The 21,721-nt window shown below is 74.9% G+C and carries 20 protein-coding genes; 6 read left to right on the forward strand and 14 right to left on the reverse strand.

From position 1 onward, the window contains the following. Window positions 1-82 precede the first annotated feature (82 nt). Window positions 83-331: a WhiB family transcriptional regulator gene (locus AAG742_RS07445; RefSeq protein ID WP_248117155.1), complete on the forward strand. Its 249-nt coding sequence runs from the start codon at window positions 83-85 to the stop codon at window positions 329-331. 15 nt (window positions 332-346) lie between these two features. Here the strand turns inward: AAG742_RS07445 and AAG742_RS07450 are convergent, their stop codons facing one another. From AAG742_RS07450 to AAG742_RS07460, 3 genes are read right to left on the reverse strand one after another with little or no spacing between them, the layout of a single operon-like run. Then, the gene (locus AAG742_RS07450; protein WP_298713765.1) at window positions 347-1,855 is read right to left on the reverse strand and encodes a sensor histidine kinase; all 1,509 of its coding nucleotides are present in this window, start codon (window positions 1,853-1,855) and stop codon (window positions 347-349) included. After that, window positions 1,825-3,450 carry an ATPase gene (locus tag AAG742_RS07455; RefSeq protein WP_298713768.1) on the reverse strand — a complete coding sequence of 542 codons (1,626 nt, stop codon included), beginning with the start codon at window positions 3,448-3,450 and terminating at the stop codon, window positions 1,825-1,827. The genes AAG742_RS07450 and AAG742_RS07455 overlap by 31 nt, the downstream gene beginning before the upstream one ends. 2 nt (window positions 3,451-3,452) lie before the next feature. Beyond that, entirely contained in the window at window positions 3,453-4,094 is a 642-nt protein-coding gene (locus AAG742_RS07460) for a flagellar biosynthesis protein FlgA (protein ID WP_248117267.1), read from the reverse strand. Between the two features lie 257 nt (window positions 4,095-4,351). Between AAG742_RS07460 and AAG742_RS07465 the strand changes: the two genes are divergently transcribed. Then, a complete protein-coding gene (locus AAG742_RS07465) occupies window positions 4,352-4,588 on the forward strand; it encodes a helix-turn-helix domain-containing protein (protein WP_248117160.1) in 237 nt (78 codons plus the stop codon). A 21-nt stretch (window positions 4,589-4,609) separates the two neighbouring features. Here AAG742_RS07465 and AAG742_RS07470 read toward each other — a convergent pair whose 3' ends face one another. After that, window positions 4,610-5,173, reverse strand: a complete 564-nt coding sequence (locus AAG742_RS07470) for a hypothetical protein (protein WP_298713771.1) — start codon at window positions 5,171-5,173, stop codon at window positions 4,610-4,612. A 187-nt stretch (window positions 5,174-5,360) separates the two neighbouring features. On the opposite strand from AAG742_RS07470, the gene AAG742_RS07475 reads away from it, so the two are divergent. Continuing rightward, window positions 5,361-6,134 carry a hypothetical protein gene (locus tag AAG742_RS07475; protein WP_298713773.1) on the forward strand — a complete coding sequence of 258 codons (774 nt, stop codon included), beginning with the start codon at window positions 5,361-5,363 and terminating at the stop codon, window positions 6,132-6,134. Between the two features lie 83 nt (window positions 6,135-6,217). Next, on the forward strand, window positions 6,218-6,736 hold the full coding sequence (locus AAG742_RS07480) for an Rv3235 family protein (protein WP_298713775.1): 519 nt from the start codon (window positions 6,218-6,220) through the stop codon (window positions 6,734-6,736). Window positions 6,737-6,751: 15 nt separating this feature from the next. Here AAG742_RS07480 and secA read toward each other — a convergent pair whose 3' ends face one another. The 6 genes from secA to mtrA all read right to left on the reverse strand — a co-directional run bounded on the left by secA (window position 6,752) and on the right by mtrA (window position 15,695). Continuing rightward, window positions 6,752-9,487: a preprotein translocase subunit SecA gene (gene secA, locus AAG742_RS07485; protein ID WP_298713777.1), complete on the reverse strand. Its 2,736-nt coding sequence runs from the start codon at window positions 9,485-9,487 to the stop codon at window positions 6,752-6,754. A gap of 200 nt (window positions 9,488-9,687) precedes the next feature. Then, on the reverse strand, window positions 9,688-10,377 hold the full coding sequence (gene raiA, locus AAG742_RS07490; protein WP_298713780.1) for a ribosome-associated translation inhibitor RaiA: 690 nt from the start codon (window positions 10,375-10,377) through the stop codon (window positions 9,688-9,690). A gap of 209 nt (window positions 10,378-10,586) precedes the next feature. Further along, entirely contained in the window at window positions 10,587-11,378 is a 792-nt protein-coding gene (locus AAG742_RS07495) for a ComF family protein (protein ID WP_298713783.1), read from the reverse strand. A gap of 98 nt (window positions 11,379-11,476) precedes the next feature. Continuing rightward, window positions 11,477-13,261: an LpqB family beta-propeller domain-containing protein gene (locus AAG742_RS07500; RefSeq protein ID WP_248117175.1), complete on the reverse strand. Its 1,785-nt coding sequence runs from the start codon at window positions 13,259-13,261 to the stop codon at window positions 11,477-11,479. Continuing rightward, window positions 13,258-15,018, reverse strand: coding sequence for an MtrAB system histidine kinase MtrB (gene mtrB, locus AAG742_RS07505; protein ID WP_343282422.1), 1,761 nt, complete (start codon window positions 15,016-15,018; stop codon window positions 13,258-13,260). The genes AAG742_RS07500 and mtrB overlap by 4 nt, the downstream gene beginning before the upstream one ends. After that, window positions 15,015-15,695, reverse strand: a complete 681-nt coding sequence (gene mtrA, locus AAG742_RS07510; RefSeq protein WP_248117191.1) for an MtrAB system response regulator MtrA — start codon at window positions 15,693-15,695, stop codon at window positions 15,015-15,017. The genes mtrB and mtrA overlap by 4 nt, the downstream gene beginning before the upstream one ends. A 168-nt stretch (window positions 15,696-15,863) precedes the next feature. Between mtrA and AAG742_RS07515 the strand changes: the two genes are divergently transcribed. Together AAG742_RS07515 and AAG742_RS07520 are read left to right on the forward strand one after the other, a co-directional pair. Then, window positions 15,864-16,580 (forward strand): RNA polymerase sigma factor, encoded by a 717-nt coding sequence (locus tag AAG742_RS07515; RefSeq protein ID WP_248117193.1) that lies wholly within the window; start codon window positions 15,864-15,866, stop codon window positions 16,578-16,580. Between the two features lie 310 nt (window positions 16,581-16,890). Next, on the forward strand, window positions 16,891-17,478 hold the full coding sequence (locus AAG742_RS07520) for a hypothetical protein (RefSeq protein ID WP_248117195.1): 588 nt from the start codon (window positions 16,891-16,893) through the stop codon (window positions 17,476-17,478). A gap of 20 nt (window positions 17,479-17,498) precedes the next feature. On the opposite strand, the gene AAG742_RS07525 is transcribed toward AAG742_RS07520, so the two are convergent. The 4 genes from AAG742_RS07525 to AAG742_RS07540 form a co-directional block, all read right to left on the reverse strand. Next, a complete protein-coding gene (locus AAG742_RS07525; RefSeq protein WP_248117197.1) occupies window positions 17,499-18,605 on the reverse strand; it encodes a hypothetical protein in 1,107 nt (368 codons plus the stop codon). After that, complete coding sequence (locus AAG742_RS07530) at window positions 18,598-19,014, reverse strand: chorismate mutase (RefSeq protein WP_248117199.1); 417 nt, start codon at window positions 19,012-19,014, stop codon at window positions 18,598-18,600. The genes AAG742_RS07525 and AAG742_RS07530 overlap by 8 nt, the downstream gene beginning before the upstream one ends. 10 nt (window positions 19,015-19,024) lie before the next feature. After that, on the reverse strand, window positions 19,025-20,161 hold the full coding sequence (gene mnmA, locus AAG742_RS07535; RefSeq protein WP_248117201.1) for a tRNA 2-thiouridine(34) synthase MnmA: 1,137 nt from the start codon (window positions 20,159-20,161) through the stop codon (window positions 19,025-19,027). Window positions 20,162-20,472: 311 nt separating this feature from the next. After that, window positions 20,473-21,693 (reverse strand): cysteine desulfurase family protein, encoded by a 1,221-nt coding sequence (locus AAG742_RS07540; protein ID WP_248117203.1) that lies wholly within the window; start codon window positions 21,691-21,693, stop codon window positions 20,473-20,475. Between the last annotated feature and the right edge of the window lie 28 nt (window positions 21,694-21,721).

Consider the following 21,721-nt stretch of genomic DNA (forward strand, 5'->3'; position numbering starts at 1 on the left):
GAGCGCCCACTTCAGGCCGCGGCCACGACTCCCCGGGGACCCACGACGGACCCGGGACACTAGACAGAAAGCGAGCATCCCCATGGATTGGCGCAGCAAGGCCGCGTGTCTCGACAAGGACCCGGAGCTCTTCTTCCCGGTGGGCAACACCGGCCCGGCCCTCCTCCAGATCGAGGAGGCCAAGGCCGTGTGCCGCACGTGCGACGTGATCGACACGTGCCTCAAGTGGGCCATGGAGTCCGGCCAGGACTCCGGCGTCTGGGGCGGCATGAGCGAGGACGAGCGCCGGGCCATGAAGCGCCGGGCCGCCCGCGCGCGCCGCGCGTCCTGACCCGCCGACGCGGCGTCAGGACGCTGGCACCCGCACGCTGACACGCGTGCCGCCGTCGGGGCGCCGCTCCCAGCGGATGGCGCCCCGCAGGTCCCCCTCCACCAGCGTCTGCACGATCCGCAGCCCGAGCCCCGACGACGTCGGCGCCGGCTGGAAGTCGCCCGCCTCCCCCTCGAGGGGAGCCCCTGTTCCGCCGTCCTCCACCGTGACCACCAGGACACGGCCCGAGGGCGTGTCCTCCTGACGCGCGCGCAGCGCGACGTGCCCCCCGCCCGGCCCGGTCCCATGCTCCACCGCGTTCGTGGCCAGCTCGTTGAGCACGAGGGCCAGCGGCGTGGCCACGTGCGTCGGGAGCTCGCCGAACTCCCCCGTCACCTCCGTGGCGAGCGGCCGGCCGTCGCCCGCCACCTCCACCGCGAGCCGGAACTGCCGCTGCAGGAGGCCGTCCACGGGGATGTGGCCGTCGATCTCCTCGCTGAGCGTCTGATGCACGAGCGCGATGGTGTCCACGCGCTGCATCGCCTGACGCAGTGCACGCCCGGCCTCAGTGGAGTCCATCCGCCTGGCCTGGATCCGCAGCAGCGAGCCCACGGTCTGCAGGTTGTTCTTCACGCGGTGGTGGATCTCGCGGATCGTGGCGTCCTTGCTCACGAGACGCTGCTCCTGACGGCGGAGCTCAGTGACGTCGCGGAGCATGAGGAGCGCGCCCGTCCAGCCGTCACCGCCACGCAGGGGGACACTGCGCACCGTCAGGGTGGCGCCGCCCGCCTGCACCTCGGTGCGCCCGGCCCGCCGGCCGCCGAGGATGGACCACGCGCCCTCCTCCACGGGACGCCGAGCCGCGGCGGTGCTCAGCAGGATGTCCGTGAGCGCACGACCGAGCAGCGGTGCGGTCACGCCGAGGCGTCGCAGGGCCGAGACCGCGTTCGGGCTCGTGAAGCGCGCCCGCGAGTCCGCGCCCAGCACCACGAGCCCGTCGCCGACGCGCGGGGTCCCCCCGATCCAGAAGGCCGGCGGATCCTCCGGGTCGGGCCAGCGGCCATGCTGCATCATGTCGAGCAGCTGGTCCGCGGCAGCGCCGTAGTTCTCCTCGATCGCCGAGCGGGCGGGCCGGCTGTTCGGGTCCGCGTGGGCGCTGACCACGCCGATCACCCGCCCCTCGCGGACCACGGGCCACAGCCGCACCTGGAGGGTGCCGCCAGGAGCGACCACGGGCTCCACGCCCTCGCCCGGGGCGTCGGCCCACCACACCCGGTCCACGAGGGCACGCAGGTCGGCGCGGACCCGAGAGCCGACGATGTCGCGCTGGAACAGCGTGGGGGCCGTGAAGGGACGCACCTGGGCCACGGCCACGTAGCCGCCGGCCGGCTCGGTGTGCGGCACGGGGTACCAGAGGACGAGGTCGGCGAGGCCGAGATCGGCCACGAGCTGCCAGTCCCCCACGAGCATCTGCAGCCAGGAGCGCTCCTGCTCCCCCAGGTCGGGGTGCGAGTTCAGGGGGTCCGACGCGAGAGTGCTGACCATGGGACCAGCCTACGGCCGCTCCCCCGCCGCCCTGCGGCAGCGTCGTCCTCCGTGCCCGACCGCGTCGCCCGCCGCCGACGGCGCCCGTCCCCCGGCGGCACGGCCCCCTCCCTGCGCGCGAGGGACGCGACGGCCCGGCGCAGGGGGCTGGACGGGGCCGCCTCGGCGAGCACCTGCCCGCCCAGCAGTGCACGGTCCGCGGCGCCCGGGTCCCACGGAAGGAACGCGGCCACGGGCACGGGAGGTCCGTAGCGCGCCCAGACCGAGCTCACCTGGGCCCGCGGCGACACCCCGGACGCCCCGGCCCGCGTGCGATTCACCACCACGCCGACGCCCTCGGCGGTCACCGCGCGGCCGAGGGCCTCGACCCCTCGGATGAGGCGCGGGAGGCCCACGGCGTCCGCCGTCCCCACCGCCAGCACCCGGTCCGCGGCGCCGAGCGCGGCGAGCGTGGCGGCGTTGCGCTGTGGGGCGGGGACGTCGAAGGAGAGCTCCTCGTCCTCCTCGAGGCTGAAGCCCACGTCCACGACCACGCGGTCCCAGTGCTCGCGTGCCGCGGCCAGGATGCGCTCGACGGCCGAGCCCCGCACCTCCGGCCAGCGGTCCGGCCGGGACAGGCCCGTGAGCACGTCCATCTCCGCGCCGGCCACACGGACGCGCACGGCGGCCTCCACGAGGTCGGCGGCCGTGATGCGCTCACGGTCCGCCCGTCGTGCTGCCCGGGACACGCCCGCCGTCTCGTCGGCCAGGCCCAGATGTGCGCCGACGGCCGGTCCGTAGGTGTCCAGGTCCACCAGGAGGGTGGCCAGCCCCGTGAGCGCCAGCTCGGCCGCCACGTTCACCGCGACGGTGGTGCGGCCCGGGGCGCCCGTGGGCCCCCAGACCACGACGACCCGACTCGGCCCCCGTCCCGAGGCACCGTCGCCCGGGCCGCCGTCGTCCGTCGCCGCCTTCGGCGCATCGTCCCCCACGTCCTCGGTCAGCACCGTGGGGGCCGCACCGCCGTCCGTCGTGGCGGCACCCTCGCCGATATCCGGCGCGGGGCCGCCCCACACCTCGGAGAACGCGGAGTCCGGCACGGGCTGCCCTGCGAGATCCCAGCGCGCCGTGGGATCGACGCCCACCGGGAGGGATCCGGTGTCGACCTCCACGGTGCCGGGGACGGCGTCCACGGAGTCCACGAGGGCCTCCACTCCATCCGGCTCCTCCTCGGCCAGGCCGGCCGTGGGCTGCACCCCCAGTGCGGCGGCGCGCGCCGCGTCCTGGATCGCGCGGGCCAGCTCGAGGGGCGCGGCGTCGGCGCGCAGGCACGGCACGCCGAGCCCGCGGAGGCGGACCCGCTCGGAGCGGATGTCGCTCAGGGCCACGATGCCCACGGGCCGCGGGGCCGCCTCGAGCTCGTCCAGGAACGCGCGGGTCAGCTCGTCCGATCCACCGGCCACCAGCACGGCGTCCACCATGCCGGAGCGTGCGGCCGCGATCAGCTCGGCGAGGTCGGCGGCGCGACGCAGGACCGTGACCTCCCTCTGACTGCGTTCGAGGACCCCGATGAGGTCCGTGCCGGGCGCCACGGTGACGGCCAGGGAGATCCGCACGGTCAGGCCGCCCCGAGGGCAGGGACCACCGTGATGCGGGCGTCCGTGACCTTCGCGTCAAGCAGGCGAGGCAGCACGTCCTCGTCCACCATGAGCTGCACGCGTGCGGCGGGTCCTCCCCCCAGGGCGCCCTGGTCCTCGGCGAGCTCGATGATCTCGATCCCCTCCGCGAGCCGCTGCGGGTCCGCGTGACCGCGGCCGCCCTCCACCGGCGCGGCGACCCACACGTCCACCCGGTCACCGACCCCGACGCCGTCTGGCAGCGGCTCGTCGAGCTCCACCCCGACGGGCCGGCGACGCTGGGGGTCGACCTCTCCGAGCAGGCGCAGCGGCACCAGCTCGCCCGCCCGCACGGTCCCCGACGCCACGCGGCCCGCGGGCGGCGGCCCGTCCGCGCGCAGGTAGAGGTGCCCGGCGTCGCCGAGGTTGGCCTCCGCGGGCGCGAACTGCTCCGCCTCGACGGGGGCTCCGGGGACGATGTCCCGCGTGGCCGCCCAGTACGAGTGGGTGCGCTGGGAGGCGGAGACCAGGGCGACGACCCCCGCGACCGAGGCGAGCACCAGCACGAGCCCGACGATCAGACGCGGATCCCGCCACCGCGGACGACGCAGTCGCGTGCCCTCGGCCGGCGCGTTGACGTGCATGGACACGGTGGGTCCCCCTTCAGGACGGGCCCGGCGAGGGGCCGCGCGGGCCTGAGCACCCCGTCGGTGCCTCCCCCGCTCCGCGCTGGCACCAGGGTATCCACCGACGGCGCGGGATCCCATGCCTGGCGCCTGGGTGTGGAAAAGTGTCCGGAACCGTCCCGGTCACGATTCAATGGGGGACGACGACGCGGTCGCGACCCCGACCGCGTCCGCCCGCCTCGGAGCTCCGGGGCGACGACCCGTGGAGGAGCATCGTGCAGCGCTTTCTGACCCTGACGGACGTGGCCGAGGTCCTCAACGTCTCGGCCGGGCAGGCTCGCGCGCTCGTGCGCAGCGGAGAGCTCCAGGCCATCCAGGTCGGAGGCCGCGGCCAGTGGCGGATCGAGCAGTCCTGGCTGGACGAGTTCATCCAGCGCCAGATGGAGCGCACGCAGGCCCGCGTGCGGGAGTGGGCGGAGTCCGGGACGGACATGGACGCGGACGTGCGCTGAGCCGGCCCGTCGGTCCCGTCCTCACTCCAGCCCCTCCGCGCCCCGCACGAGCCCGACCGCGGAGAACGGCACCACGAGCACGCCCCGCACCGCTCCGCGGCGGCGCGCCTCGTCGCGGGCGTGGCGGGCGATGTCCAGGTGGTCCGCGCCGACCCGGTCCACCGTCCCCTCCACGATCACATCGCCCCGCAGGCCGACCACCGTGACGGCGGCACGCGAACGCGCCACGCCGCGCAGCACCGCCGCCAGCCCGATCTCGCCGGCCACGCCGGCAGGCTCGGGGACGGCGGCGCCCAGCGACCCCTCGACGGCCGCCACCGCGGCCGTCCGCACGACGGCGGAGCCGCCTCCGGTCAGGTCGACGCCGAACCACGTCCGCCCCACGGTCCGCACCCGGACGTGGAGGGCCTGTCCCTCCACGAGGTGCACGCGGAGGTCCGCGCCGCGGGCGCCGCGGAGCCGGTCCGCCAGCGTGATCCCGGCCCACTCCGCGCGCGTGAGCTCGGCGGCCTCGGCTACCGTGCCCTGCCACCCGAGGTCTGCCCAGCGCGCCTCGATGTCCTCGAACAGTCCGTCCCACCGCATGCCGCCAGCCTAGGGGTGCGGCAGCGGCGGGATGAGGTGCGCCGTCCGTCCGACGTCGCCACGTCACCGAACGACAGCAAACGACATCAAAGGACACCATTGACAATCGAACGGGACCAGGTTTGACTATGGATCGTCAAGCGACACCGGCCACGGGGCCGGCACCGCACCAGGCCTGGAGGGGACCATGCCGCACATCCTTGACCATCACGCCGCCCACACAGCGGGGTCCGCGACGCGCACCGACGTGGCGGGGACCGTCCTGCTGACCCTCTCGGGGCCCGTCCTGCTCCTCTCGGCCGCCACGTTGACGGCGTCCGCTCCGCACGGCCCCGGCCCTCAGCTGACGCACGCCCTCGGCCTCGCGGCCGGGGGCGCCGGTGCCCTCCTCCTCCTGTGGTGGTGTCTCGGCGCGCTCGGCATCGCCCTCATGGCGTTCGGTGAGCGCGCGGGCCACCGCGGGCTCACCCGGATCGGCTCCCGCATGGCCCCCGCCGTGATGCGGCGGGCGGCCTGCGCCGTCCTGGGGCTCCACCTCATCGGTGCCCCCGCCGCCTGGGCCGCACCCGCGCCGGCCCCCGCCACGGCGGCGGCGCTCGCCGATGCGTCGTGGACAGCCGCACCGAGCCCCACGCCTCGAATCGGCACGGTCCCCGGACCGCTGCCCGACGCTGGCTGGATGCCGCGCTCCCCCGCCCCTGCCCCGCCCGGCTCCGCGGAGCGGCCGACGCAGGATCGGCCCACGGTGACCGTGCGGTCCGGGGACTGCCTGTGGGACATCGCCGAGGAGGAGCTCGGCCCGGACGCGACGCTGCGCGAGGTCGACCTGCGCTGGCGTGAGTGGTACCGGGCCAATCGGGCGGTCATCGGCGAGGACCCCCACCTGATCCTGCCGGGCACCGTGCTGGTGGCCCCGGTCTTCTCCCCCCATGTCCCCGAGGCCGGCGGAGCCCGCCGATGACACGCACGGTCCACTCCGACCCCGGCACCCGTCTCGACCATTCCGCCCGCCGTCCCCCTGCCCTCAGCCTCCCGGAGGATCCCATGACCGCTCTCGCCGCCGCCCGCCCGCCCGTCGCCATGTCCCGCCCGTCGTCCGCACCACCCGTCCGAGGGCAGGGCCGCCCTGGCCAGGAGAGCCTGCTGCACGGCCCTGCCCGCCGGCCCTCCGCACTGCCCGGCACGGAGGAGCTGGCGCGGCGGGCCGCCGCGGAGCAGGGACGTGAGGAGCTGCGTCGCGCCAGGTCGCTCGTCGCGGTCGTCGCCGTCGCGTGCGTCGAGGTGGAGGCGGGTCGGCGTCCGCTGCGCGACCTCGCCGGCTGGCTCTCCCCGGAGGTCTACGACAAGGTCGCACGGCGGCTGGAGCTGCTCGCCTCGTCTCCGGCGACGCGCGGCACCGGCACGCCGCCGCCCCGACCGGTGGGCGCACGGGTGTGCGAGGTCGCCCCCGGCCGGATCGAGGCCAGCGCCACGGTGTTCACCGACGGGCGCGCCCGGGCCTTCGCCCTTCGTCTCGAGCGCCGTCTCAGCCGGTGGAAGGTGACCACGGTCGAGATGGGCTGACGCCGGCCCGCCCCGTCAGTCGCGGCGTTCGCGTCGCTGGGCGGCGCGGCGGGACCGGCGGTTCGTGCCGGCCTCCACAGTGGCCCCGGACTCCGTGGTCACCTGGGTGGCCGTGGCCGTGCCGTCCTCCGAGGGACCGCTCAGGCGCAGCTGCGCGGGCTGCCGCGGGGCGTCCACGCCCTCCACGCTGATCTGCGGCGTCATGGTGGCCGCGCGGGCGTCCTTGATCCCCGGCAGGCTCGTCGGGGCCGGGGCGGCGGAGATCTGCGCCTGGAAGAGGGTGCGGACGGACTCCTCGCGGATCGCGGCGAGCATCGCCTGGAACAGGGTGTAGCCCTCGCGCTGGTACTCCACCAGCGGCTCTCGCTGGGCCATCGCGCGCAGGCCGATGCCCTCCTTGAGGTAGTCCATCTCGTAGAGGTGCTCCTGCCACTTGCGCCCGATCACGGAGAGTACGACGCGCCGCTCGGCCTCGCGCAGCGCCTCGGAGCCCACCTGCGCCTCGCGATCCTCGTAGGCCAGCAGGGCGTCGGAGACCAGCTCGCGGCGCAGGGTCGTGGCCTTGAGGCGGCCCCGTCCGCCGGTCTCGGCGAGCACGTCCTCCTGGCTGATGCCCACCGGGTAGAGCTGGGCGAGGTCCGCCCACAGGGCGTCCAGGTCCCACTCCGTGGGGTGGCCGTGCTGGGTGGCGGCGTCCACGATGCCGCCGACGGCGTCCTCCACGAACTGGCGCACCCGCGCCGCGAGGTCCTCGCCCTCGAGGATGGAGCGGCGGTCCGCGTAGATGGCCTCACGCTGGCGGTTCATCACGTCGTCGTACTTGAGGACGTTCTTGCGCTGCTCCGCGTTGCGGCCCTCCACCTGGGTCTGCGCGTTCTGGATGGCCGCGGAGACCATCTTGAACTCGAGGGCCATGTCGTCCGGGATGGAGGAGCTGTTCATGATCCGCTGCGCCGCGCCCGGGTTGAAGTTGCGCATCAGCTCGTCCGTCAGGGACAGGTAGAAGCGGGACTCGCCCGGGTCGCCCTGGCGGCCGGAGCGGCCGCGCAGCTGGTTGTCGATGCGGCGGGAGTCGTGGCGCTCGGTCCCGAGCACGTAGAGGCCCCCGGCCTCGATCACGGCGTCGTGGTCCTCCCGGACGGCCGCCGTCGCCTCCTCGAGCACGGCGGGCCAGCGGGCCTCGTACTCCTCCGGATGCTCGGTGGCGTCGAGGCCGAGCTCCTGCATGCGGGCCACGGCCGCGAACTCGGCGTTGCCGCCGAGCATGATGTCGGTGCCGCGGCCGGCCATGTTGGTGGCCACGGTGACCGCGCCCGGGCGGCCGGCCTGCGCGACGATCGCGGCCTCGCGCGCGTGGTTCTTCGCGTTGAGCACCTCATGGCGGATGCCCTCCTTGGCCAGGAGCGTGGAGAGGTACTCGGACTTCTCCACGGACGTGGTGCCCACGAGCACGGGCTGCCGGGCGGCGTGGCGCTCGACGATGTCCTTGACGACGGCGTCGAACTTGACCTTCTCGTTCTTGTACACGAGATCGTTGCGGTCAACGCGCTGCTTCGGCCTGTTCGGGGGGATCACCACGACGCCCAGGCCGTAGGTGGACGTGAACTCGGCGGCCTCGGTCTCCGCGGTGCCGGTCATGCCGGAGAGCTTGTCGTAGCCGCGAAAGTAGTTCTGCAGCGTCACGGTGGCCAGCGTCTGGTTCTCGGGCTTGACCTCCACGCCCTCCTTGGCCTCGATCGCCTGGTGGACGCCCTCGTTGTAGCGTCGGCCCGCGAGCACGCGGCCGGTGTGCTCGTCGACGATCTGGACCTCGCCGTCCAGCACCACGTAGTCCTTGTCCCGCTTGAACAGCTCCTTGGCCTTCACGGCGTTGTTCAGGAACTGGATGAGGGTGGTGTTCTGGGACTCGTAGAGGTTCACGATGCCGAGGTGGTCTTCCACGGCCTCGATGCCCGGCTCGAGGATGCCCACCGTCTTCTTCTTGTGGTCCACCTCGTAGTGGGTGCCCTCCTCGAGGCGCCGCACCACGCGGGCGAACTCCGCGTACCACCGGTTGGCCTCGCCCTGGGCGGGCCCGGAGATGATCAGCGGCGTGCGGGCCTCGTCGATGAGGATCGAGTCCACCTCGTCCACGATCGCGTAGTGGTGGCCGCGCTGGACCAGCTCGTCGAGGGACCAGGCCATGTTGTCCCGCAGGTAGTCGAACCCGAACTCGTTGTTCGTGCCGTACGTGATGTCCGCGTTGTACTGCGCGCGGCGCGTGGCCGGGTCCTGGCCGGAGAGGATCACGCCGGTCTCCATGCCGAGGAAGCGGAACACGCGGCCCATGAGGTCCGCCTGGTAGGACGCCAGGAAGTCGTTCACGGTGATGACGTGGACGCCCTTGCCGGTCAGGGCGTTCAGGAAGGCCGGCGCGGTGGCCACGAGGGTCTTGCCCTCGCCGGTCTTCATCTCCGCGATGTTGCCGCGGTGCAGGGCGACGCCGCCGAGGAGCTGCACGTCGTAGTGCCGCTGGCCGAGGGTGCGTCCCGAGGCCTCCCGGACGGCGGCGAACGCCTCCGGCAGCAGCAGGTCCAGGGACTCGCCGTCCGCGTGCCGCGCCTTGAGCGCGTCCGTCTCGGCGCGCAGCTCGGCATCGCTGAGCGCTCGGAAGTCCTCCTCGAGCAGGTTCACGGCGTCCACCGTCCCCCTCATGCGCGAGAGCACACGGTTGTCGGAGATCTTCAGGACGCGGTCGATGATCGAAGGCACTGGTTCCTCTGCTCCCTAGCGGTGTGGCCGAGCACGCGGGGAGCGCACCCTCGGCCGGCCGATGCGCGGTCTTCTGCGACAGTCTACGGTCCGAGCCCGGACGCGCCGCGGCGCCCGCTCGGTGGCGCGGGTGCCGCGGCGCACGGGGCAGTCCGCGGAGCACCCCGGCGACGACGTGCCTGCCGCCGGGGTGCCCGTGCTCAGTCGGCGGAGGCCTGGTACTCCCGCTCCTGGACCCTCTGGCCGGCCACGTGGTCGGCCGGCAGGGACTCGTCGAGGCGGATGACGCCGTAGCTCCACCCGCGGCGGCGGTAGACCACGGAGGGGACGCCGGTCTCCGCGTTCTGGAAGAGGTAGAAGTCGTGGCCCACCAGCTCCATGGCGTCCACCGCCTCGTCCACGCCCATCGGGGTGGCGGGGAACGCCTTCTCGCGGATCCGCACGGGCGTGCCGGGCTGGGGCTCGCCGTCGTCGGCGGCGTCCTCGCCGGCGGTCGGAAGGTCCGCTCCGGTCGCGGGCAGCGGCGGGACGAAGGCCACCTCCCCGGCACCGCGGGAGGACGCCGCGCCGCGGCCCGTCCGGCGGTCCTTGCGACGGTCACGCAGGCGGCGCAGGCGCTCGGCGAGTCGCCCGCAGGCCAGGTCAAAGGCGGCCAGCTTGTCGTCCGCCGAGGACTCGGCCCGGATCACGTCCCGCGGCCCGCGCACGGTGAGCTCCACGGTCACGGACTCCTCGGAGTGTCGGTGGTGCGAGCATTTGGTGACCTTCACCTCGAGCTGGGTGGCGTCGCCGGCCAGCGGCTCCAGCCGTGCCGCTCGCTCCGCCACATGCTCGCGGAACCCGTCCGTGAGCTTGAGGTCGTGGGCGATGTAGCTGACATCCATGGTCATGGCGTCCTCCTGGTCCGACGGTCACAGACGCCCCGCCGCGCAGAAGGGGTGGACGACCTCTCGGACCGCCTCCCGACCCTGCAGGTCGGCGACCGGTCAGAGGGGAGACCTCCTTCCAGCCGCCGGCGGGACGGGAACCGGGGAACCGGTTCCGTGCCCGCCACCCTACGCCGCGGGGCTCCCGCATTCCAGTGGTTTCGTGACGCGCCTCACGGTCCAGGTCTCGTCGTGGTCCCCCGCCGCCCCGGCTCCACCCCGGCCACCACCACCGCCCCCACGGGCCGGGCGCCGGCCTCCCACGCGGCCGCGGCGAGCGCCCTGAGGGTGGCTCCGGTGGTGACCACGTCGTCCACCAGGAGCACCGGCGTCCCCGCGGGCACGCGACCGGGCATCGGCCGCCAGCGACGGGAACGGCGGCGGCGCTGCGTGGCGCCGGATCCCGCATGCTGCGGCGCACCGCCCGCCCAGCTCGGCAGGGCCGCGACCGCGCCCCGGGGCGCCATCACGAGGTCGGAGCGCACCCACTCCGGCGGGAGACCACGGGCGAGCTCCGCCACCGGGTCGTAGCCGCGCCGGCGGAATCCGGCCGCGCTGCCCGGCACGGGGAGGAGGAGGGCGGCAGCGGCGTCCGGCACGCCGGGGTCGCACCGCAGGGCCGCCGCAGCCAGGGCGAGGGCCTCCCCCAGCGGCGCACGCAGGTGCAGGGCGTGGTGGTCCTTGAAGGCCAGGAGCGCGGTGGACAACGGCGGCTCGTACACCCCGGCGGCCATCACGGGCAGGGGTGCGCCGCCGGGGCCGAGCGGGAGCGCCAGCGCCCCCTCCTCCACGCGCCGCGGCCGTGCGAGCGCCGCCTCCAGGTCACGGCGGCACACCGGGCACAGCCGGGTGGCCGGCTCCCCGCACACGACGCACTCCGCGGGCAGGACCAGGTCCACCAGCCCCTCGACGATCGCGCCGACTCCTCCGGCACCGCCCCCGTGCCGGCTCTCACTCCCCCGCATGGGACCAGGCAAGCACCGCCGTGGACGGCCCGCCCCCGCGCGTGCCCCCGCTGGGGACGAGGGCGCCCCCGGTGACTCCTGTGCAGGGGCCTCGCGGCTCAGCCGGGGAAGGCCAGATCGCGCACGGGCCGGCTGAGCTCCTGTGCCCGCCACGAGGACCCGACCAGCATGAACACGGTGTCCTGCGTCTCGGCGTACAGTGTGCCGCGGTCCCCGGCCGAGACGCCGGTGAGCCCGGAGAGCGGGTTGAGCTGACGCGTCGTGCCGTCGAGGTCGATGATCTCCGGGGTCACCCGGTCGTCCTCGTCCCTGGCTGTCGCGCTGGCGATCAGGCTGGTGTCCCCCACCCACTCCACCAGGTCCGGATCCTCCTGGCTCGGCAGCAGCAGCGGCTCGGTCAGGGAGGCGGGCACGCCGTCGGAGCCTCGCACGACGCCGGCCACCCGCACGGTGCGCCGCTCGCCGTCGTCCACCACGAGCGCGGCCCGGGCGCCGCCGCGGGAGATCCGCAGGGCGACGATGCGCTCGCCGTCCTCCAGCCACGGGGCGGTGACCACGCGCCCGGAGCCGTCTCCTCCTGGCTCGAGGGGGCTCGCCTGGATCCGCGCGGACCCGCCGGCGTCGACCGTCCAGGCCCAGCCGAGCGCGTCGATGCTCGGCGGGGTCAGGCCGGTGCCCCTCACGGCCTGCTCCAGCCTGCCCTCCGCGGTGGCGAGGTAGAGGGAGGTCCGGTCCTGAGTGAGGAACGCGAACCGGGTGCGGTCACGGCTCATCGCGGGGACCGCGGGGTGCAGGTCGGCGACGTTCGGGACCCCGCCCACGGGCGTCACGCTCAGACCCTGGAAGAACGCGAGTCCGCCGGTGGAGGGGGCGACGCCCACCTGCACCGACTCGGCGGGCGGGTCGACCTGGACCGGGACGGGGGTGGCGTCGCCGCCGCTCGAGGCCAGGGGGGCGCCCTCCACCGAGACCTCCACCCGGTTCACGGAGGCCAGGCCCGTGAGCGTGAGCCGCAGCTGCTCCTCCATGCGGTAGCGCGCCTCCGCGTCCGCGCCCTCGACGGCGGCGTCCACGAGGTCCACGCGGGCCACGCCGGCTTCGTCCACGGGGACCGCGGGGTGGGTCAGGTCGGTCCCGGAGCGCACGGGGAACGCGGACACCGTGGCCCCCGTGAGGTAGGGCGCGGGGCCGTGGAGCAGCGCGCGCGTCGCGGCCGTCACCGTGGTCCCGCGATTGACGAACCACCGCACGTCCGCGACGGCGTAGGTCATGGTCTGGTCGAAGAACACCAGGTCGTGCGGAGCGTAGACCTGGGTGAACTGGGAGAGGGAGAGCAGTGTGCCGTCGTCGACCGCCGAGATCCGCGGGCCCTGCTCGGTCTCGTCGAGGGTGATCTCCCAGGCGCGTGTGCTGCCGGGCGGGGCCATGGTGCGCAGCCCGTACTCGTCCACCTCGGAGTCCACCTCCACCTGGATCTGGTAGGAGTCCTCGGCCACCCGCGTGATGGTGGGCTGCGCCGAGTAGACGACCGTGCGCTGGGCCGGGTTCCACTGCCGCGTGGCGGGACCGGTGAGGTGCTCGCGGGCGATCTCGTAGTCGTCCTGCGGGCTCGTGCCCGCCAGGATGAACCCGCGGATCACCTCCTCGGCGTCCGCCCCGTCGGCGGGGCCGGGCGGACGGAACTGCGGGGTGTCGGCGGAGGCACGGTTGTCCGCGAGGGGCTCTCCGGTGCGCACCGGGGAGGACTGGGGGATCTGCGTGCAGCCCGCCAGCACCAGGCAGGCCGCGAGGGTCGCGGACAGGGCGGCCGTGTGTCGCCCGCGGGAGGTGGGCGGGCGGAGCGGGGCTCGGCGGCGCGGCTCGGCTCGATGTGGATCGCTCACGATTCCTCCTCGGACAGGGGCGGGGCGGGGATCGGGTGGGATCCGGCCCCCGAGGGGTCGCCCCCCGGACTCCGGCCGTCCGCGGCCGCCGCGGCGATCACGGCGTTCCAGCGCGTCTCGGGCAGCGGGCGGTCCAGGTCGTCGGCGCGCCGCCGGCCGGACTCGGAGTACTGGGGCGGGGTGCTCATCGCGGCGCGCACGAGCGGCTCGGGCGCCTCCATCCCGGCCGGGGTGGCGGACCGCCGGCGGGGCAGGGAGAGCATGAAGCATGATCCCACGCCCAGCTCGCCCCACGCCTCGAGGCGGCCGCCGTGCAGCCGGGTGTCCTCCGTCGCGATGGAGAGGCCCAGACCGGAGCCGCCCGTCGTGCGCTTGCGCGACGGGTCGGCCCGCCAGAAGCGGTCGAACACGCGCTGGACCTGCTCGGGGCTCATCCCGACGCCGTGGTCCACGACCGCCACCGTGACCACTTTGACGTCGGCGCCCACCACGACGTCGACGGGCGCGCCGTCCGCGTGCTCGATCGCGTTGTTGACGAGGTTGCGCAGGATCCGCTCGATGCGTCGAGGGTCCACCTGGGCCTCGAAGGTCTGCCCCTCCGCCCGGCCGAGCGGCACGAGGTAGACGGGCACCTCCGCCTGCTCGGCGAGGGGCTGGGCGGTGAGCACCACGTCACGCGCCAGCTCCAGCAGATCGGTGCGCTCGAGCGCGAGCGAGGCCGCGCCGGCGTCGAAGCGGGTGATCTCCAGCAGGTCCGCGAGCATGGCCTGGAAGCGGTCCACCTGGTGGTGCAGCAGCTCGGTGGAGCGTCGGTTCACGGGGTCGAAGTCCTCGCGGGAGCCGTAGAGCACGTCGGCGGCCATCCGCACCGTGGTGAGCGGGGTGCGCAGCTCGTGGGAGACGTCGGAGACGAACCGCTGCTGCGTCTGGGAGAGCTGGGCCAGCTGGGTGATCTGATCCTGGATGCTGTCCGCCATCCGGTTGAACGAGGTCCCCAGACGCGCCAGCTCGTCCTCGCCGCGCACGGGCATCCGCACGGCCAGGTTCCCGCCGGAGATCGCCTCGGCGGCGCTGGCGGCCTCCTGGACCGGGCGAACGAGACGGCCCGCCGCCCACGTGGACAGCACCACGTTGAGGACGATGAAGCCCGCGCCGAACACGAGCAGGACCCGCAGCACGGAGTCGAGGGACTCCTGGACGTCGGAGAGGTCGTAGACGAGGTACAGCGCGTAGCCGGCCCCCGGGGGCAGCACCACCTGGGTGCCGAAGGCGAGCGCGGGCCGCGGGACGCCGGCGGCGTCGGGCAGGGAGATGCTCGCGTCGTACACCCCGGGGCCCTGGGCCACGGCCCGTTGCAGGTCCTCCGGGATCACGGACGGATCGAACTGCGCGGAGGAGATGGTGCCGACATAGGCGGACTCGGACTCGGGCAGCGGCGTCAGGTGGAAGCGACGGCGGATCGTGGTGCCGGTGTCCCCCTCGAGCGCACGCAGCGTCTGGCTCACGAGCGCGTCCGTGCTCTGGTCGTCCGAGGCGGTGGAGCCCGCGAAGGTCTCGTGCACCCGGCTCAGACCGCGCCGGGCCTCGGCCTCCACCTGCTGGTACCGGGACTGGAAGAGGGCCTGGGTGATCTGCTGCGTGAGGAGCCCGGAGAGGGCCAGGCCGGCCACGAGTGTCAGCAGGGCGGCGAGCACAGCGCTGCGCAGCCGGAGGGACTGGGCCCAGCGGTGGCGCAGTGCCGTCCACGCGCGCGTCAGGACTGGCCCGCCTTGTACCCCACGCCGCGGACGGTCAGCACCACGGACGGGTTCTCGGGGTCACGCTCCACCTTCGAGCGCAGGCGCTGGACGTGGACGTTGACGAGGCGGGTGTCCGCCTGATGACGGTAGCCCCAGACCTCCTCGAGCAGCATCTCGCGCGTGAAGGCCTGACGCGGCTTGCGGGCCAGCGCCACGAGGAGGTCGAACTCAAGGGGCGTGAGCGAGAGGGCGGTGCCGCCGCGGGTGACCTGGTGGCCGGCCACGTCGATCTCCACGTCCCCGATGCGCAGCAGCTCCGCGGGGCGGGTCTCGCCCTCGCGCAGGCGCGCGCGCACCCGGGCCACGAGCTCGGCCGGCTTGAAGGGCTTGGGCACGTAGTCGTCCGCGCCGGACTCCAGCCCGCGGACCACGTCCGCGGTGTCGGACTTGGCCGTGAGCATCACGATCGGCACGTCCGACTCGGCGCGGATCAGCTTGCAGACCTCGATCCCGTCGATGCCGGGCAGCATGAGGTCCAGCAGCACGAGGTCCGGGCGCTCGGCGCGGAACGTCGGCAGAGCGGACGTGCCGTCGGCGGCGAACGCGGGCTCGAAGCCGTCGTTGGTCAGGACGATGCCGATCATCTCCGCGAGCGCCTCGTCGTCGTCCACCACCAGGATCTTGGCCCTGCTCATCGTTCCTCCTCGTCCGCTTCACGTCCGGGCGTCCCCGACACTTCGGATCGTAGCGCCCCGGGCGGACGCCGGGCGCCCTCGGCCGTCACCGCCGCCCGGAACGTCACCGATTCGTGACGACGGCCGACCCCGGTGGGAACCCTGCGCCGCCCGCGGACATGATGGGGCATGGACACCTCCTCGACTCCGCCGCTGACGGACCTCGGCGACGACGCCCTCTGGGCCCGCGTGCGGGGCGACGACGCCGGCGCCTTCGCCGCCGTCTTCGATCGCCATCAGGCGCGAGTGCACCGTCACGCCCGGCGCTGGACGGTCACGCCGCACGACGCCGACGACCTCGTGGCCGCAGTGGTCCTGGAGGCATGGCGCCGCCGGGAGGACGTGAGCGTCGTGGACGGATCCGTCCTCCCCTGGCTCCTCGCCGCCGCCAACAACGTCCAGCGCAATCGTGCCCGCTCCGCCGTGCGCGGCAGCCGTGCCATGGAGCGGCTGCGCCGCCGCAGCGCGATGTCGGCCCCCGACCACGCGGACGACGTCGCCGAGCTCGTCGACGCCGAGCGGCGCGCCGACACCGTCCGGCGGGCGTTCGCGCGGCTCGACCCGATCGCCCAGGACGTCCTGACCCTCTGCGTGCTGGAGGACCACCCGATGGCCGCTGCGGCCGAGGTGCTCGGCTGTCCCGTCGGCACCGTGAAGTCACGGCTGAACCGGGCCCGGCGCAGCCTGCGCCGGGCCCTCGAGGACACCGCACCGGACGCCCCCGTCACCGCCCTCCCCTCGGTGCCGGCCGCCGGCCCCGTCCCTGCCCGCCATTCCGACACGCCTCGCATCGTCACCCGCCCCGCGTCGCCCACCCTCACCGAGAGGACCGCCTCATGTCCGTGAGCACCCGTCACCAGCCCCCTGCCGACGCGCTCGGCCCCGCCCTCGACTCCGCACTGCTCGGCCGCGCAGACCGCTCCCCCTCCCCCGATCGGGTCGCGGCGCTGCGGGATCGCATCCTGGAGGACGCCTCGTCGGAGGCGGTCCTCCCGGCCTCGGAGACCGACTCCTCGCGCCGTCCCCGCGCTCAGCGGTGGCTCGCCGCGGCCGCCGTCGGCGCCGTCGTCGTCACGGGCCTCGGCGTGGTGCCGGGTGACGTCGCGGAGGCGGAGGCGAGCCAGGTCCTCGCCGACACGGCCGCGACGCCGTCGACGTGCCCGATCCGACGCTCGCGGCGGACGGCAGCGTGCTCTCCCAGGAGCCCTCGACCTCCTACCGGGCGGACGCGATGGGGCCGGGCAGCCTGCCGCAGAGGCTCGAGGTCGACAGTCTCGAGGAGGTGCCCCGGGATCCCGACCAGCTGATCCGGTTCTTCCGGGACCGGTATCACGGCGGCTCCGCCTCGAGGGACGAGAACCTGTTCGTGCAGCTGACCGACACGCTGCGCGAGCCCGGCCTCCCCGCCGACCTGCGTCGAGGCCTCGTCGCGGCCCTGGCCCAGGCACCCGGGGTCCGGGTGGAGGAGGCGGTCACGCTGTCCGATGGGCGCACGGGCGTCGGCGTGAGCCGCGCCGAAGTCCTGCGGATGGGCGCCGTCGAGCAGATGGTGCTGGACCCGACCACGGGGCAGGTGATCGGCGAGCGCGATCTCGTCGGATTCGGCGTCGGGGAGTTCGGGACGACGGAGGTCGTCTCGGAGTCGACCACCCGGCTCTCGATCGTCGACGAGGCCCCGAGGGCCCAGGTGCACATCGACGACCACAGGGGACCGAACGGGGAGGACATCACCCACCTCCCCTGAACCCCGGGACACCCGTCGTCTCAGCCGAGGAGCTCGCCGACCCGCGCGTCGAGCTCCTCGGCGTCGGTGCGCAGCCGGCGCAGCACGGCTGCGTCGTGCCGCCCGCCGACCGTCAGCGTCACGCGGCGCAGCAGGGCGGGGTCCATGCCCATCCGGTCCCACGTCCGGACGATCGTCGCGGGCCGCTCGGCGGTGCGCAGGGTGACGCGGCGGCCGGCGTCGGCCCAGCCCGCGACGACGCCCCACTCCTCAGGCGTGGCGCCCGGCCCCTCGAGCGCGCCCACGGGGAGCACGAGGGACACCGGCTGCCGCGTCGTCCCCGACTCCGACGGGGGCGGCGCGTCCGGGAGCGCCTCGGCCGCGAGCGCAGCCAGCGCGGCGTGGTCCGGCGCGCCGTCCTCGGACCCCACGCCCGCCCGGCCCGGAGCGAGCCACGCATCCTCGATCCCCCCGCGCGCCATGAGCCCGGTGAGCAGCTCGCGCCACACGTGCCGCGCCTCGTCTCGGGGCATCGAGCGCACGGTGCGGTATCCGCTCGCGGTGGGCAGGGCTCCGGCGAGCACCGCGGCGGCCCACGGCTCGTCCAGCACGACGCCGAGGCGGCGCGCCCCGGTGGTCTCCCGCAGGCGCCCGAGCGCCTCGATGAGCCCTTCCCGGTAGGACTCGGCGACGTCGCGGCGTGCACCGGCGTCGATGAGCACGCGTTCACCGCCGGGCAGCCACAGCGCCCCGAGCAGACTCAGCGGCCCGCGCACGCGCACCGCGAGGCGCTCGGTGGAGACCCCCTCGGCGCCGGCCGTGTCTGCCCAGCGGTGGGCGTCCTCGCGCCAGAAGGACACCGCCCGCCGCCGGTCCATGCCGGAGCCGACGACACCGGGCGGGCTCACCCGCCAGCCGTGGGGCTGCAGGTCCACGGGGAGCTCGTGCAGGAGGGCGGCCGAGCGTCCCACGTCGTCCGCGCCGGGGCCGCGGTCCGGCAGCTCGGGGAGCACGGGCCAGTGCTGGCCCTCGAGCTCCCCGTGGGTCGCGCGGTGGGCCTCCGCGGCATCGGACCCGGACCACGGGGACCCGCCGAGGGCGCGCACCGACGTCGCCGACGGTGGCTCAGTGGCGACCGGCTCAGGCACGGGCCCCTCCGTCAGCATCACGGGCGGCGTCCTGCCGGACCACGGGGACCGTTCCGGTGCGGGGGCCGACGTCCTCGCCCGCCGCGATGGCGCGGTGGTGGCGGATGACCTCGGCGATGACGAAGTTCAGGAACTTCTGGGCGAACGCGGGCTCGAGCTCGGCGTCGTGGGCGAGGCGCTGGAGGCGCTCGATCTGCGCGGCCTCTCGTCCCGGATCCGAGGGAGGGAGGTCGTGCTCGGCCTTCAGCCGGCCGACGCGCTGCGTGAACTTGAAGCGCTCGGCGAGGAGGTAGACGAGCGAGGCGTCGATGTTGTCGATGCTTCCGCGGATCGCGAAGAGCTCGTCGAGGACGGCCGGGTCGGTGGACGCGTCGAGGGAGCTGGCATGCGGGTCGTAGTCGGCGCTCATGACGGGAAGACTACGCACCCGCGGGAGCGGCGAGGCGGGCGTTGCGCGCGGCGTCGATGGTGGCCTGGCCGAGCACGCGCGTGCCCCGGTAGAGCACGGCGGACTGTCCGGGGGCGACCCCGCGCAGTGCCGCGGCGGGCTCGATCTCCCAACGGGGGGCGCCGTCGTCGCCGGCGGCCTGGCGGGCGCGGGCCGGGACGATCTCGCCGTGGGCGCGGAACTGCAGCTCGCAGTCGAACCAGTGCCCGGCGGCGGCCTCCGGCAGCGGCGACCCCGCCCACGTCGGGCGGATGCCGGTGATGCGGTCCACGTCCAGCAGGTCGCGGCCGCCGACCACCACCGTGTTGTCCTTCGGGCGCACCTCCAGGACGAAGCGGGGCCGGCCGTCGGCGGCCGGGCGGCCGATGGCCAGCCCCTTGCGCTGGCCCACGGTGTAGGCCTGGGCGCCGGCGTGGGTGCCGAGGCGCTCGCCGTCGGGGCCGACGATGGGGCCGGGCTCGAGCTCGATGCGCTCGGCGAGCCAGCCGCGCGTGTCCCCGTCAGGGATGAAGCAGATGTCGTGGGAGTCCGGCTTCTGGGCGACCGTGAGGCCGCGCTCGGCCGCCTCGGCGCGCACGAGCGCCTTGGACGGGGTGTCCGCCAGCGGGAAGAGGCAGTGGGCCACCTGGTCCGCGGTCAGCACGCCGAGGACATACGACTGGTCCTTCGCGTCGTCGGCGGCGCGGTGGAGCTCGAGCGCCCCGTCCGCGCCGGGGCGCACGGCGGCGTAGTGGCCCGTGCAGACGGCGTCGAAGCCGAGCTCGAGGGCACGCTCGAGCAGGGCCGCGAACTTGATCTTCTCGTTGCAGCGCAGGCACGGGTTGGGCGTGCGGCCCGCGGCGTACTCGGCCACGAAGTCGTCCACCACGTCCTCCTGGAACCGCTCGGAGAAGTCCCACGTGTAGAAGGGGATGCCGAGCCGCTCGCACGCACGCCACGCGTCCTGCGCGTCCTCGATGGTGCAGCAGCCCCGCGAGCCGGTCCGCAGCAGGCCCGGCATGCGAGACAGCGCCAGGTGCACCCCGACGACGTCGTGACCGGCGTCCACCGCCCGCGCGGCGGCCACGGCCGAGTCCACTCCCCCGGACATGGCGGCGAGGACCTTCATGGGGATGCCTTTCGACGGGGAGCAGGGCTGGACAGTCTACCGAGCCGGCCCCAAGACCGTGCATGGTCGCCGCCGCCCGATGGGTCCTCCTGCCGCGAAGGCGCGGGGGGGGATCAGGAGCGCAGCCGCCAGCACCGCAGAGAGGCCCAACCCCCACCAGAAGAGCGTCCCGGCCGCTCGGTGACGACAGGCACGCCTCTGCACTCGACGCCGTCCCCGTCGGCATGTCCCCTCCATCTGCCGCGCGCTCACGCGACCCCAGGGCAGACGATCACCTCAGCGCCCCCAGGACGAGGGGCTTCATCGACTGCTCACCGTCCGGAAGGACGCAGCCGCCCCAGCGCCCCCACGAGCGCCGCCACGTCCTCCGCCGTGCTCGTGTGCCCCAGCGTGAACCGCTGCGTCGCCCGCGCATCCGCCTCGGTCCGCCCCGGCAGCGCGAGCACCACGTGGGACGGCTCGGCGACGCCGGCCGTGCACGCCGAGCCGGAGGACGTGTCCAGCCCGGCCATGTCGAAGCCGAACAGCAGCGCATCCGCGCTCTTCCCCGGCACGGTGACATGCACGTTCCCCGGCAGCCGCCGTGTCCCGGCGGGCAGCCGCTCCCCCGTGGCCGGGTCCACATCGCGCGGCCCGGTGAGCGTCACGCCCCCCACCGCGTCGACGGCGGCGATCACCTCGTCCCGCAGCGCACCGAGGCGCTCGGCCTCGCCCGACTGCTCGGCCACCGCCTCCTCGACGGCGGCCGCCAGCGCCGCCGCCAGCGCCGCCGACACCGTCCCGGAGCGCAGGCGCCGTTCCTGCCCTCCGCCGTGCGCCACCGGCTCGAGCGACACGTCCCGCCGCACGAGCAGCGCCCCCACGCCGACGGGGGCGCCGAGCTTGTGCCCCGACAGGGCGAGCGTCGCCGGCCCGGACCCTGCGAAGTCCACGGGCACCGCGCCCACGGCCTGCACCGCGTCGGTGTGCATAGGCACCCCGTGCTGCGCCGCGATCCGTGCCGCCTCCGCCACGGGCTGCACCGTGCCGATCTCGTTGTTCGCCCACATCAGCGTCGCCAGTGCCGTGCGGTGCGGCGCCTCCGCGAGGGCCGCCGCCCACGCGCCGAGGTCGACGGCGCCGTCGTCGTCCACCGGGACGAGCACCGACTCGGCGCCCTCATGGGCCACGAGCCAGTCGACCGTGTCCAGGACGGCGTGGTGCTCGATCCCGGTGTGCACGATCCGCGTGCGGCCCCGGTCCGCCGCGCGGCGCGCGCGGAAGAGCCCCTGGACGGCGAGGTTGTCCGCCTCCGTGCCCCCGGAGGTCAGCACCACCTCGGACGGGTGCGCCCCGACGGCGGCCGCGATGCGCTCGCGGGACTCCTCGAGCCCCAGCTTGGCGCGGCGGCCCGTGGCGTGCAGCGAGGCGGGGTTGCCCACCTCCCCGGCCGCGCCGGCGAACGCCGCGAGCGCCGCGGGCCGCGCCGGGGTCGTCGCGGCGTGGTCCAGGTAGACGCGTCGGGGCGTGGTCACGGGGCGGGTCTCGGGCACGGGGCGAGTCTACGGAGCGCGGGCACGG

The organism is Micrococcus sp. 2A (assembly GCF_039519235.1).
GTDB lineage: Bacteria > Actinomycetota > Actinomycetes > Actinomycetales > Micrococcaceae > Micrococcus.